The sequence below is a fragment of the Marinomonas sp. A3A genome, from assembly GCF_018336955.1.
Lineage (GTDB): Bacteria > Pseudomonadota > Gammaproteobacteria > Pseudomonadales > Marinomonadaceae > Marinomonas > Marinomonas lutimaris.
The window spans coordinates 788,261-801,241 of record NZ_CP025532.1; the positions used below are offsets into that span (position 1 = coordinate 788,261).

At 42.3% G+C, this 12,981-nt stretch carries 12 protein-coding genes; 3 read left to right on the forward strand and 9 right to left on the reverse strand.

Going from position 1 to position 12,981, the window contains the following annotated elements:
- The first annotated feature begins 133 nt into the window (after positions 1 to 133).
- Together typA and dtd are read left to right on the forward strand one after the other, a co-directional pair.
- Positions 134 to 1,954 carry a translational GTPase TypA gene (gene typA / locus CYL31_RS03680; protein WP_212917628.1) on the forward strand — a complete coding sequence of 607 codons (1,821 nt, stop codon included), beginning with the start codon at positions 134 to 136 and terminating at the stop codon, positions 1,952 to 1,954.
- 166 nt (positions 1,955 to 2,120) lie between these two features.
- Positions 2,121 to 2,555, forward strand: coding sequence for a D-aminoacyl-tRNA deacylase (gene dtd / locus CYL31_RS03685; protein ID WP_212917629.1), 435 nt, complete (start codon positions 2,121 to 2,123; stop codon positions 2,553 to 2,555).
- Between the two features lie 14 nt (positions 2,556 to 2,569).
- On the opposite strand, the gene CYL31_RS03690 is transcribed toward dtd, so the two are convergent.
- The 9 genes from CYL31_RS03690 to CYL31_RS03730 form a co-directional block, all read right to left on the reverse strand.
- Complete coding sequence (locus CYL31_RS03690; protein WP_212917630.1) at positions 2,570 to 5,167, reverse strand: pectinesterase family protein; 2,598 nt, start codon at positions 5,165 to 5,167, stop codon at positions 2,570 to 2,572.
- 223 nt (positions 5,168 to 5,390) lie between these two features.
- Entirely contained in the window at positions 5,391 to 6,170 is a 780-nt protein-coding gene (tatC, locus tag CYL31_RS03695; protein WP_212917631.1) for a twin-arginine translocase subunit TatC, read from the reverse strand.
- Positions 6,171 to 6,206: 36 nt separating this feature from the next.
- Positions 6,207 to 6,671 carry a Sec-independent protein translocase protein TatB gene (gene tatB / locus CYL31_RS20685; protein WP_249411684.1) on the reverse strand — a complete coding sequence of 155 codons (465 nt, stop codon included), beginning with the start codon at positions 6,669 to 6,671 and terminating at the stop codon, positions 6,207 to 6,209.
- 3 nt (positions 6,672 to 6,674) lie between these two features.
- Entirely contained in the window at positions 6,675 to 6,893 is a 219-nt protein-coding gene (gene tatA / locus CYL31_RS03705) for a Sec-independent protein translocase subunit TatA (protein WP_212917632.1), read from the reverse strand.
- 16 nt (positions 6,894 to 6,909) lie between these two features.
- On the reverse strand, positions 6,910 to 7,242 hold the full coding sequence (locus CYL31_RS03710; protein ID WP_011978573.1) for a phosphoribosyl-ATP diphosphatase: 333 nt from the start codon (positions 7,240 to 7,242) through the stop codon (positions 6,910 to 6,912).
- A 16-nt stretch (positions 7,243 to 7,258) separates the two neighbouring features.
- Positions 7,259 to 8,902 carry a ubiquinone biosynthesis regulatory protein kinase UbiB gene (gene ubiB, locus CYL31_RS03715; RefSeq protein WP_212917633.1) on the reverse strand — a complete coding sequence of 548 codons (1,644 nt, stop codon included), beginning with the start codon at positions 8,900 to 8,902 and terminating at the stop codon, positions 7,259 to 7,261.
- A gap of 2 nt (positions 8,903 to 8,904) precedes the next feature.
- Positions 8,905 to 9,660, reverse strand: a complete 756-nt coding sequence (gene ubiE, locus CYL31_RS03720) for a bifunctional demethylmenaquinone methyltransferase/2-methoxy-6-polyprenyl-1,4-benzoquinol methylase UbiE (protein ID WP_212917634.1) — start codon at positions 9,658 to 9,660, stop codon at positions 8,905 to 8,907.
- 163 nt (positions 9,661 to 9,823) lie between these two features.
- Positions 9,824 to 11,350 (reverse strand): GGDEF domain-containing protein, encoded by a 1,527-nt coding sequence (locus CYL31_RS03725; RefSeq protein ID WP_212917635.1) that lies wholly within the window; start codon positions 11,348 to 11,350, stop codon positions 9,824 to 9,826.
- A 17-nt stretch (positions 11,351 to 11,367) separates the two neighbouring features.
- Positions 11,368 to 11,988: a thiol:disulfide interchange protein DsbA/DsbL gene (locus CYL31_RS03730; RefSeq protein WP_212917636.1), complete on the reverse strand. Its 621-nt coding sequence runs from the start codon at positions 11,986 to 11,988 to the stop codon at positions 11,368 to 11,370.
- Positions 11,989 to 12,313: 325 nt separating this feature from the next.
- Between CYL31_RS03730 and yihA the strand changes: the two genes are divergently transcribed.
- Positions 12,314 to 12,958 (forward strand): ribosome biogenesis GTP-binding protein YihA/YsxC, encoded by a 645-nt coding sequence (gene yihA, locus CYL31_RS03735; RefSeq protein ID WP_212917637.1) that lies wholly within the window; start codon positions 12,314 to 12,316, stop codon positions 12,956 to 12,958.
- The last annotated feature ends 23 nt before the right edge of the window (positions 12,959 to 12,981 follow it).

Sequence of the window (12,981 nt, forward strand, 5' to 3'; positions counted from 1 at the left end):
GATATTTATCAATATAAGGGTACAATTGCGCCAATTTTACCCCGCACCAAGATCCGAGACGCTTGAAGAGCATATCTGCCCGTATCAAGCGGCGGTATATCTTTTTGCTCACGCTAAATGCAGAGAACTATAAATGTCTAATGATATCAATAAGTTACGTAACGTAGCTATTATTGCCCACGTTGACCATGGTAAAACTACCTTGGTTGATCAGCTATTAAGCCAATCTGGCACACTAGATCGTAAAGATCAAGGTTCTGAACGAATCATGGACTCTAACGATCAAGAGAAAGAACGTGGCATCACGATTTTGGCGAAAAATACGTCAATTATGTGGCACGACTACCGTATTAATATCGTAGACACACCTGGACACGCCGACTTCGGTGGTGAGGTTGAACGTGTATTGTCTATGGTTGACTCTGTACTTTTGTTGGTTGACGCAGTTGATGGCCCAATGCCACAAACTCGTTTCGTAACATCAAAAGCATTTGAACGTGGCCTACGTCCTATTGTTGTTATCAACAAAATTGACCGTCCAGGCGCTCGTCCTGATTGGGTTATGGATCAGGTTTTTGATTTGTTTGATAGCCTTGGTGCAACTGAAGAGCAGCTAGACTTCCCTGTTATTTATGCATCTGCAATCAATGGTATTTCTGGTAATGACCCAGAAAACATGGCAGAAGACATGACGCCACTTTACCAAATGATCGTAGACAGCGTACCTGTTCCTGATGTTGATCCAGAGGGCATGTTCCAAATGCAGGTTTCTGCATTAGATTACGATGCTTATGTTGGTGTTATCGGTATCGGTCGTATTACCCGTGGTAGTCTGTCTCCTAACCAGCAAGTAGTTGTAAAATCTGCTGACGGTAAAGAGCGTAAAGGTAAAGTTCTTAACGTTAAGGGCTACCATGGTCTAGCGCGTGTTGATACAAACAAAGCTGGCGCTGGTGATATCGTTTGTATTACTGGTATCGACGGCCTAAGTATTTCTGATACTTTGTGTAATCCTGAGTGTGTTGAAGCGCTTCCTGCTCTAACAGTAGATGAGCCAACAGTAAGCATGACCTTCATGGTTAACGACTCTCCGTTTGCTGGTAAAGAAGGTAAATACATTACCACTCGTAATATCTCAGATCGTCTTGATCGTGAGCTTATCCACAACGTAGCATTGCGTGTTCGTCAAGGCGAAACACCTGATAAATTCATTGTTTCTGGTCGTGGTGAGCTTCATCTTTCTGTATTGATTGAAAATATGCGTCGTGAAGGCTTTGAGATGGGTGTTTCTCGTCCTGAAGTGGTTCAGAAAGAAGTAGACGGCAAAATTCAAGAACCATTTGAATTAGTGGTTATCGACGTTGAAGAACAGCATCAAGGTTCTATCATGGAAGAACTTGGCTTGCGTAAAGCTGAGTTAACTAACATGGAACCAGATGGTAAAGGTCGTGTTCGTCTTGAGTTCATGACGCCTTCTCGTGGCTTGATCGGCTTCCGTGGTTTGTTCCTAACACTAACTTCTGGTTCTGGTATCATGACCAGTGTATTTGACCATTATGGTCCAGTAAAAGAAGGTGATGTTGGTAGCCGCCAGAATGGTGTATTGGTCAGTATGGTGACTGGTAAAACAGCAGCGTTCGCTTTGTTTAACCTGCAAAGCCGTGGTCGTTTATTCTTGGGTCACGCGGTTGAAGTATATGAAGGTCAAGTTATCGGTCTTCACTCACGTGATAATGACTTAACTGTTAACCCAGTTAAAGGTAAACAGTTAACTAACATGCGTGCCTCTGGTACAGATGAAGCCTTGACCTTGACTCCACCTATTCGTCATACACTAGAGCAAGCGCTTGAGTTTATTGAAGACGATGAATTGGTAGAAGTAACACCAGAAAGCATTCGTATTCGTAAGAAATTATTGACTGAAAACGAGCGTAAACGCGCTGGTCGTAAGTAATAGCGTTCTTTTGATGCAATAGTATAAAGAGCAGCAGCAAATGAGTTCATGCAAATGAATTCGTGAGCGACATAAGCGCCTTCGGGCGCTTTTGTTTTTTCTGGACTTTGGTAAGGTTGTTAGCCTTATTTATCTGGGCAAGTATTCAAGTATTGGGGAGAAGTTGGTGAAAGTCTTAGTGCAACGAGCCTTAAACGCAAGCGTTGTCGTTGATGGTGAAACCATTGGTGCGATTGATCACGGACAGCTTGTATTGATCGGTATAGAGAAAGGTGACACGGAAGATGATGTACAGCGATTAGCTGATAAGCTATTGAAATACCGCATGTTTGGTGACGAAGATGGCAAGATGAATCTAAATGTTCAGCAAGCTAATGGTAGTGTTTTACTGGTATCGCAATTCACCTTAGCTGCTGAAACTAAAAAAGGTTTACGTCCAGGGTTTTCCACGGCGGCTATTCCCGAAGAAGGAGAGCGCTTATTTAACGACTTTGTGAATAAGGTTCGTACTCAGTATGACAAGGTTGAAACGGGGCGTTTTGGTGCTGACATGAAGGTGTCTTTTACCAATGATGGCCCCGTTACTTTTATGTTAGATTAAGCTTTTATGCTGGATTAATTGTTTATTGATTCTGATAATGCTTTTAGTTTTGGTGTTTTTTGGATTTCATCAGCGACTAATTTCGCAACCGCTTTAGCGCCTTGTTCTTGGAAATGGGTAATATCTGGTTTATCTAATCTACCGGTTCGGTCTTTGTAATAAGGGTATTTAGCTGGGTCGACCGCTAACCAATAATCTTTCCACTTATCCTCTCCTAGTCTATTAGCAAGCTCTATTGAACGTGTTTCTATATCTAATAAAATCGAGCTGTTTGCTTGGGCTGTGTCTTTAATGGTTTGGCTATAATTGCCAATAAAGGCAAATCCTTTGGTGTTATTTTGCTTAGTAAGGTGAGTAGAAATTACAATGAATTTATCTTTTCCTTTCATAGTTTTCACCCGAGTTACGGGCGTTAATAGAACTGGTGTGATTTGATGTAACTGGGCATAGTCAATAAAGATCTCTAGTGAACGCTGGAATGAAAGGCTTTCGTGGCCTGCTGGTGCTTGTATTTGGCCATTGGCATCATTCGGATAGGTACAGGTGTTGGCGACATCGTGAGGGCCGCGTCCAGCGCTGCTCGCGTCACATTTTTCGTCATTGTGACCAAATTGGATAAATAGATAGTCTCCATGACGCATCATGCTGCTGATGTAGCGAAACCAGCCTTGATTATAATAGGAGCGAGAGCTACGGCCAGATTGTGCGCCATTAATAACTTGTACTTTCGTGGCGTCAAAATTTTCTTGGAAGGTTTGTCCCCAGCCCATGCGTGGGGCAACGACTTGTGGGTAATTTGACGCTGTCGAGTCGCCAATGATAAATACTCTATGTGGAGCGAGATCTACCTGCTGCTGTTTATTTTGAGTAGCATTGAGATCAAACTCGGTCACTTTTCCTTTTAAATCAGGGACGAGTAGAGGTTGAAAAAAGCGATCCATTAAAGTGCTATCAGCCACTTCGCCAGTCTTAGTTTGATAATTTCGATTGCTCCACAGCCATTGTGTTAATTGAGCAAAGGCTGATTGCCACTCAGGCTCATAATGTACCGGATCGAAATGTTTTGGTAACCCTAACTCTTTTAAGCTGTCATCAAACCCTTGATGAAAACGCGCTACAGACAAAGCATATTCTATTGCCGAAAAGGCGAGTGGTAGGTTTGGTGAGGACACAACTTGTTGAGGTCCTAAGTAACCCGATGCCGTTGCTGTATCCGATAAAATTAGGTCACTAAACGGATTAATATTGATATTAATGTTTTGCTCGAGTTGTGGCTTGCTCGGAGCATAGAGGGCAGCCATGCATATTCCGCGTAATGTGTTATTGCTTAAACAATCAGAGTTCTGTTCAGCTGCGGAGACGACGAAAGGCGGGATGAAGTCTTTTATTTTAAGTTGATAAGCTCCATGTCTATCTGTAGTGGTTGATGCCTTTTTACCATATTGATCGCTCAAGGTTATTTGGGCTGGAAATTTCATTAGATGGGCGCTTACAATGCCTTTGATAGTCGTGTTTTGGGTGGCCAGAAAAATCGGCTGCCAGCCATCAAGCATGTTATTAATGGTAAACTCAGCGGCTTCTTTATTACTCAGTTGAGGGCGATAGCCTTGTTTTGACGCGCCTGCTCCATAGCTTTTATATTCACTAAAACGCGCACCGTCTTCAGGTGTAAACCAAATAGATTGTCCATTGATGTCCTTGCCATGCATTTTATCCCAGCCATAGATGTGATCATCCATTTCTGTGTTGATAAAGGTGCTCGAGCCCATAGCAAACGGGTCGGCATAACGACCATCTTGGAAAGTAGTGGTTGGGTGCCAAGGGCGACCAAGAGCGTAGCTAGCTGCTGGAACGCGGCCGTCTTCTTTGATCAAGCGGCTGTTGATGAAGACTAAACCAAAAGCTTGTTTGTCATTAGTGCTTGGTGCTGTTAAATAACCTAAAGGAAGCTCTTTGTTTGGGCGATAACGTGCGACTATGTCGCTATTATCAAAAACCGCCAAGCCGTTGCCGAAAATAAAATCGACAGTGCCGCTAATGCGAGAGTTATTGAAATAACTTCGGCCACCTTTGCTGTAAAAGGTATCTTGAAAGCCTTCTAGAGACACGTCATAGAAGGTTGATCTATCACTTTGTTTACCAAGCAATAAGGCGACGGCTTGAGTTTGCTTGATTCTACTTGGATCGTCTTTGGCTTTAGCGTCGTTTGTGAGGTAGTCAAAGTCGTTGCGAATGGTCAGGGATTGCGCCGCGAAATCTTTGCCGTTGATTTCGACGACTCGACTGCCTGAAGTGCCTATGTTCTTGCCATTATCATCTTTCATACCCGCTGCAATGGCTTTGGCTATGATAGTTTTATCTCGTCCAGCACCAACAAAGTGCACGTTATCGCGATCAATAATGACTTGTTCGTTATAGAGTCCAGGCTTGATATATACGCTGTAAGTACTTTCATCTTCGGGAGCGTTTTTGAGAGCATCCTTGATGCTACTGTATTCACCTGCTTTTGGTGTGGGTGATACGACAGCTTGATATAAGCCAGTTGCATGAGATTGAAATGGTAGTAGTACACCGACAGTGGCGACTATGCCTATTGCAATAGAGTGTTTCATTGTTATCCCTCACATTTTTATTCTTATCTTGATTGGGTGTTGTGGTGCTTTTACTGCTTTTTGTAAAAGATCACTTTTTGTTCAAGGTAAGAATATAGCTGAAGGGAAATAATTGAAACAGTGTTTTGTTTATTTTTATGATGTTTTTCGTTTTTTGATGGCAATAAAAAACGCTTAAGGGATTAGTCTTAAGCGTTTTACGTATAGCGTGTGAATGAAGGTATTATTGTTGGCTTGCTTTGGATCTCTCGCTTTCTTCTTTTTCTTCGCTACCATCAACCACAACCTTTACAGTTCGGCCAGCAATGAGTCCAAGTTCGAATAATAGCCACATTGGGATAGCCAGCAAGGTTTGCGAAAAAATATCAGGTGGCGTTATGAGCATGCCGACAACGAAACAACCTAGAAAAATATAGGGGCGTTTCTTTGAGAGCGTCGCAACTGTGGTGACACCCGCCTTAATAAGTAAGTAGGTGGCAACAGGTATTTCAAAGGTCACGCCAAAAGCGAAGAACAGTTTTAAGACAAAGTTCAGGTAGTTATTAATGTCTGTCATAACGGTCACTTCACCAGGCCCGACAGTCGTGAAAAAGCCAAAAATCAATGGTAAAACGACGAAGTACGCAAACAGAACGCCAGCATAAAAAAGGAAAATACTGGAAACCAATAGTGGAATCGCAATTTGTTTTTCGTTTTTATACAGAGCTGGTGCAATAAAGGACCAAGCCTGAAAAAGAGTATAAGGAACCGATATTAGTACAGCGACGGCAAAGGTTAGCTTGAGTGGCGCAAGAAAGGGTGATGCTACTTCTGTTGCAATCAACGAGCTACCAGGCGGGAGTAACAGTCGTAGTGGTTCAGAGACAATCAGATATAAATCATTGGCAAAAGAATATAAGCCGATGAAGAGGATAAGTATCGCCAGAACACACTTTAATAAACGATTTCTTAGCTCGATAAGATGAGCGACAAGTGGTGCTTGATTGGAAGAATCTGTACTCATAATGCGTCACATGTCCGCGCGTAGTTTAAATAATAGTTAGGTTCGAGAAGTCGTCGTTTCGGGCGTTTTTTCGATTTCGTCCGTCAATTGGGCTTTAGCTGAGTCCGCATTATCTGCTGTTGCTGATTCATCCGTCATGGATAGTGGCGCTTCTTTTTCAATAGGTGCCGGAGCTATTTTTTCTGCTTTCGGCTTCTCGGTGGTTTTCGTGGACTCTAATTCATCCCTTTTTGTGTCGTAACCTTCAGGGTAGGGAGTAATGGTATTTTGAATCGCTTGGCCTTCTTTCAAAAGGCGCTGATTGGTCTCGTTAATTTTCTGTTGCAGCTCTTCATGATCCAGTTGTGCATTAATTTCTCTTTGCACTGAACTGATACTGCGACGAATTTTACGAACCCATAGTCCTGCCGTTTTCGCGGCATGGGGTAAGCGTTCAGGGCCAAGAATCAAAAGACCAACGACAAAAACAACAAGCAGTTCAGAAAAGCCAATGTCGAACACAGATTAGGCGCTCTTATCGTCTTTTTTAACGTCAGCATCAATTACTTTATGCTGGGCTGTTTTTTCTTCTTCGGCACTGCTGTCTTTATCTACTGCTTCTTTAAAGCCTTTGACTGCACCACCTAGATCAGAACCGAGGTTCTTGAGTTTTTTGGTACCAAAAATTAGTACAAGAATGGCCAAAACGATTAATAATTGCCAAATACTGATTCCGCCTAACATAAATTACTCCTACTGCTTATTTGGTACGACTGGCTTTTTCGTCTAAGCCAGACAAGTTAAATCTGCGTGCTAGTTCATCAAGTATAGCATCTGGGCCAATATCTAAATGAGATAACATGACAAGTGTGTGAAACCATAGGTCTGCAGTTTCATAAATCAAATCGGATTTATCACCTGAGATTACCGCGTCTTTCGCTGCAATAATAGTTTCAATGCTTTCTTCGCCTACTTTCTCAAGGATCTTATTTAATCCCTTTGCGTGTAGACTAGCAACATAAGAAGAGTCTGCTGCTGCGGTTTTACGTTGTTCTAGTGTGGCTGCTAATTCAGCCAATACGTCGGATTTCATTATAGTCTCTCAAAGGTTACGGTTTTAAGACAAGCAGGTAAAGTCCTACTAAAAACAGTCCTAAACTGGTTAAATCAGCGTCTTTTATATGGGTTAAAGAAGCAGGGTCAGTAATAACCCAAGCAGCACCTAAGCTTAATATTCCTAGTAATCGGAAAGGCGTATTTTGTCGGCCTTTTTTCAGTTCCTTGCCCAGTTCTTCTATTGCCACAGTCTGCGCTTGCATACGCTCTTCTTGGTGCGACATTTGCGATAATGCAGTAAATACTAAATTCGGAATTTGTGGTAATTGACCTGCCCATTGTGGTGCTTGTTTGCGGACTTCTTCCATCACGCGTTTTGGCCCCATTTGTTCTCGCATCCAGCGTTCTAGGAAGGGCTTAGCTGTTACCCATAGATCCAAGTCTGGATAAAGCTGGCGACCCAAGCCTTCAATATTTAGCAGTGTTTTTTCTAATAGAACTAACTGGGGTTGCACTTCCATATTAAAGCGTCGTGCGGTTTGGAATAAACCAATCAGTACTTGCCCAAAAGAAATGTCTTTCAGCGGTTTGGCAAACATAGGTTCACAAACACTACGAATAGCAGATTCGAAGGCATGTACTGGCGTGCCTTTAGGTACCCAGCCACTTTCAACATGAAGTTCTGCCACCATGCGATAATCTCGCTGGAAGAACGCCAGCAAGTTGCGCGCCAAATAGCTTTTATCTGCGTCATCTAGGCTGCCCATAATGGCGCAGTCAATAGCGATATATTTGGGTTTTTGTGGGTTGCTTGCATCGACAAAAATATTGCCTGGATGCATGTCTGCATGGAAAAAACTATGCGAGAAAACCTGTGTGAAAAAGATCTCTACACCACGTTCTGCTAAGCACTTCATGTCCACATTGGCTTTATTAAGAGCGGCAATATCTGCTACTGGAATCCCAGATATACGTTCCATTACCATGACATTTCGGTGACTGTAATCCCAATGGACTTGCGGCACATATAGTAAGTCTGAATTGGTAAAGTTGCGTTGTAGCAAGCCTGTGTTACCAGCTTCTTTGGCAAGATCTAATTCATCAAGAATGGTGTATTCATAATCAGTTACGACTTCTACAGGTCTTAAGCGACGACCATCAGCACTCAAATTAGCAACAAGATGCGCCAAAGTGTAGAGCAAGCTTATATCTTTACTGATGGTTTTTTCAATTTTCGGACGAATCACTTTAACAACCACGTCTTCGCCAGAATGCAATTTAGCCGTATGGACTTGTGCAATGGACGCAGAGGCGAGAGGCGTTGCCGAAAATTCAGCGAACAGTTCAGAAACCGGTGCTTTTAAATCTCTCTCGATAATAGCTTGAGCGATGTGACCTGGAAAGGCTGGCACTTTGTCTTGCAGCTTCGCCAGTTCATCGGCGATATCATCGTCTAGCAAATCTCGGCGTGTTGATAATATTTGTCCAAACTTAACAAAAATAGGGCCAAGAGATTCTAATGCCAAGCGAAGGCGCTCGCCTTTATTTTTGCTGGCACGCTTGCGACCAATTGAGCAAACAAGGCCAAGCGTGTAGCGAATATACCAAGGCAAAATAGCGAATGGAATAAACACATCAAGACGAAAACGCATTACTGTATAGAGTATGCGCAGTAAACGGAAAGTACTGATCAACATGGCTAGAATTTAAATCCTTTATGAAGCGCAACAATGCCGCCTGTTAAATTTTGGTAGCTGGTGCGTTCAAATCCGACTTCATCCATCATGCCTTTCAGGGTTTCTTGGTCAGGATGCATACGGATAGATTCGGCAAGGTAACGGTAGCTGTCGGCGTCATTTGCAATCAATTTGCCCATTGCAGGTAGTAGTCGGAAAGAGTATTGATCATAAACTTGAGACAAAAGTTCTGATTCTGGCTTAGAAAATTCCAAAACTAATAGACGACCACCGGGCTTCAATACGCGATACATAGAGGCAAGGGCTTTAGATTTATCAGTGACGTTGCGCAAACCAAAGGCAATGGTAATGCAGTCGAAAGTGTCATCAGGGAAGGGAAGTGCTTCAGCATTGGCTTGAACGAATTTTACGTTACCAACAATGCCTTGATTGGCGAGCTTATCACGGCCAACTTTCAACATGGAGTCGTTGATGTCGGCAAGGATAACTTGGCCTTCGCTACCAACAAGGCGAGAAAATTTAACCGTCAAATCACCTGTGCCGCCAGCGATATCTAGGACGCTGTTGCCTGCGCGAACACCGGATTGACTAATAGTGTGTCGTTTCCAGAGACGGTGAATACCACCGGACATCAAATCATTCATAATGTCGTATTTTGCGGCTACGGAATGAAAAACTTGCGCGACGGCTTTTACTTTCTCATCAGTTGGGATTTCTTTGAAGCCAAAGTCGGTGGTTTTTTTCTGATCGTCTTGCATAAACTACTTCATCCTAGTGGCGGCATCGCTCGCCATTATCTTTATTGAATAGCCTTATTGAAAAGCTTGATTTAATCGCTTTATCGATGTTTGACAGCGTTGCGTTCAATGTAAGTGGTTATTGTAACCGCGACAGCAAAGCTCTGGTACTGCTTTACTTAAACTATTTATTTGCCATGACTCTATTTCGTCCCGCTTCTTTGGCCAAATAGAGCTGTTTGTCCGCTCTGGCGAACAAGGCTTCTGGTTCTTCTTGAGTCTGAAGTTCAGATATGCCAATTGAAACTGAAATAGAAACGGGCTCGCCTTGCATGTTAAATGGTGTTTTTGCTACGGCAAGACGAATAGCCTCGGCGCGTTCAACTGCTTGTGTTAGCGTGGTATCAGGAAAAGCAATAACGAACTCTTCGCCACCGTAACGGAACATCAGGTCTTCTTTTTGTAGAACACTGCGTATTTGTTTTGGTACTAGGCGCAATACCTTATCACCAGCAAGATGCCCCCAAGTATCGTTTACTTTTTTGAAATGATCGATATCACAGACCGCTAAGCAAATAGGCTTTTGGGTTTTTTGCATGATTTTGCACAGAGGAAGAATTGCATCTTGATACGCTGTGCGATTTGGTAAATCGGTTAATGAGTCTGTCATTGCTTGAGCGAGCTTTTCTTGTAATAGCGAACGCAATGAGGCGGTATCTTTTTCCATTCGCGTTACTTTATTTTTAAGCAAGGTGATAGATTGAGTCGCATGTTTTTCCTGCTCTACCATCTGTGTTTTGTATTCTGTCATGGTGCTCGAAATAGTTGATAGCCTTTCGCTAATAAGCGTTTTGAGGCTGTCTAAATCGTTCGCATCTTGTACTGCCTGAGATGTATCACTGACCTGCACTTGTAACTTATTACTAAAGCCTTCGCGACTTTCCGATAACGATTTTTGTGAGCGGTAGCTACTGGTAATGGATTCGTTGATGCTGGCGAGCTGTTTGTTTAGCTGATTAAGATAATTGGTCAGGCTTTCTTGTGTTTTGCCGATGGCAATCATGATTAAGTTGATAACTTCATCGAGTAGACCTGGCAGTTGCTGGAGGTTGTTGTTACCTAATAGTGCTTTCTTTAAGTCGACAATATCTTCGTCATAGTGACTTGGTAGCGATAAGTTATTCATTAACCCTGCAAGTGTATGGCTAATTTGCATCATGATTTCTTGGTCGTTTTTCTGTGACTTATTTTCTATATCACGATTAAAAAAACGTTTGAACAATGAATTCTTTGGTTGGCTTATCTCAGTTTGAGTTAAGGTTTTTTCTGCTAATGACAAAAAGCCTTTTAGGAGATGAGGCCATTGGGAAGATGCTTGCCAATGTAAGCGTATTTGAGCTTCAAGCTGCTTTTTCTCGTTTTGGGGAACTCTTTTATTATCTTGTCTTTCAAGTAGATCGATAAGTTCTTGTAAGGTATTTCGAACTTGTTTCGCTCTGCTTATTTGAGCTTCGTCACTTTTAATTAGCAATGGCTCAGCATTATTGAGTACATCTTGTATTTCTTGAGCGTTCGCGCCCTTTGTTATGGCTTGGCGAATTTGGCGAACAACGGAATCAAGTTCTGGATCGTTCCCTTCAGCTAACATACTTGTTCTGGAAACGGCTTTACGTAACGCTTCTATCAGTTTGTTACTCGATGATTCCGTCATATCGCCTCATTTTTTTATTATTTTTGACGTTCTTTTTCTATAAGAAAATCAACAACTTTGTAGATGTTTTCATTACCATTTGCAGTTTCTGCGCTTACCAAGTATTTACCGTTCACAATTAGTCCTGGTACGCCACGAGCGCCGTAGGCACGTATTTTTGCATCGGCTTGGCTAAGACGGCTATTTACAGCAAAAGAATTAAATTGCTTACGGAATTCGTCTTCGCTGACGCCATAGTTAGCAAAGAAAGCGGCCAGCGCATCTTCTGAGTTTAGGTTACGACGTTCAACATGGATAGCGTTAAAAAGATCTGCGCGAATTTTATCTTCTATACCTAATAAATCAGCAACATAGAAAGCCTTAGCGTGCGCTAACCAACCACGTCCAAACACCGCTGGCAGGAATTTAAAATCAACATCGCTTGGTAGGTCTTTTTTCCAAGCTTGAGTAATAGGTTCTAGTTTGTAGCAATGCGGGCATCCGTACCAAAATATCTCAGTTACTTCGATCTTGCTTGGGTCGCTGGTACGAACTGGCGTTTTGATGGTGGTATAACCGTTACCGTCACTGTATTCAGCAGCAGCGGCTGTCAGTGGGATGAGAAGAGATAGTACTAGTGCTGAAAACAGCTTTATCATGGGGGACTCCTAGTCGAATTAATGGTTTTGTTAACTTATAAAGGTATTCTTACATCATGCACAGAATTACAACAGAATACGATTCCATCAAAGACTTAAGGTTCTAATTTTCCAGTAAGTTTACATAAAACTTACATTATTGAAATCAATTGTTCGGTCGTTATTTGTCTTGTTTTGTAAATCCTTGCCTCTATTGTGTTCATTTGTCCGTTATAGAGGCGGCTAACTGAGTTTAACATGGCATATTTTCATGTTTGCTGGCATTATATACAGCAATTGAAATAAACCTGAATGCAAATCCGAATCTATTGACGAATATCAACTTATGACCCCTTTTGACTCCACTTTCCAATCCGCGCACTTCATTAAGAGTGCAGAGAAACTTTCTCAGTGTCCTTTAGACCAAGGTGTCGAGGTCGCATTTGCAGGTCGCTCGAATGCTGGTAAATCTACAGCATTAAATACTCTTACGAATCAAAGAAAACTGGCTCGTACTTCAAAAACACCTGGCCGTACACAGTTGATTAACTGCTTTGGTTTGAATGTTGATGATCGTCGTTTGATTGACCTTCCAGGTTACGGCTTCGCTAAAGTGCCAATTGCCATGAAAAAAGTCTGGCAAGCACATATGCAAGATTACTTGATGAATCGTCGTTCTTTAGCAGGTGTTGTCTTGGTAATGGACATTCGTCATCCATTAAAAGAATTTGATGAAATGATGCTGGATTGGGCAAAATCAAATCGCATGAAAGTTCATGTGCTGTTAACCAAGTCTGACAAGCTAAAACGTGGACCAGCTAAATCCACTATGTTGGCTGTGCAGAAGGTCCTTAAAACCCTAGGTGTTGATGGTTCTGTTCAGACTTTCTCCTCTTTGAATGGCGATGGTGTGGATGTTTTGCGTATCAAGCTCGCTGAATGGCTAGTGCTTGATAATCTTGAAGAGATTCCAGTTTCGCCAAACGCATAATGATATGAAGAAAATAAAAAAGC

What these genes read in the sequence shown, in the direction of transcription:
- CYL31_RS03710 (WP_011978573.1), bottom strand. Translation starts at nt 7,242, where the DNA reads ATGAAATCCGACGTATTGGCTGAATTAGCAGCCACACTAGAACAACGT.
- CYL31_RS03730 (WP_212917636.1), bottom strand. Translation starts at nt 11,988, where the DNA reads ATGATAAAGCTGTTTTCAGCACTAGTACTATCTCTTCTCATCCCACTG.
- CYL31_RS03725 (WP_212917635.1), bottom strand. Translation starts at nt 11,350, where the DNA reads ATGACGGAATCATCGAGTAACAAACTGATAGAAGCGTTACGTAAAGCC.
- ubiE (WP_212917634.1), bottom strand. Translation starts at nt 9,660, where the DNA reads ATGCAAGACGATCAGAAAAAAACCACCGACTTTGGCTTCAAAGAAATC.
- tatC (WP_212917631.1), bottom strand. Translation starts at nt 6,170, where the DNA reads ATGAGTACAGATTCTTCCAATCAAGCACCACTTGTCGCTCATCTTATC.
- typA (WP_212917628.1), top strand. Translation starts at nt 134, where the DNA reads ATGTCTAATGATATCAATAAGTTACGTAACGTAGCTATTATTGCCCAC.
- ubiB (WP_212917633.1), bottom strand. Translation starts at nt 8,902, where the DNA reads ATGTTGATCAGTACTTTCCGTTTACTGCGCATACTCTATACAGTAATG.
- CYL31_RS03690 (WP_212917630.1), bottom strand. Translation starts at nt 5,167, where the DNA reads ATGAAACACTCTATTGCAATAGGCATAGTCGCCACTGTCGGTGTACTA.
- tatA (WP_212917632.1), bottom strand. Translation starts at nt 6,893, where the DNA reads ATGTTAGGCGGAATCAGTATTTGGCAATTATTAATCGTTTTGGCCATT.
- yihA (WP_212917637.1), top strand. Translation starts at nt 12,314, where the DNA reads ATGACCCCTTTTGACTCCACTTTCCAATCCGCGCACTTCATTAAGAGT.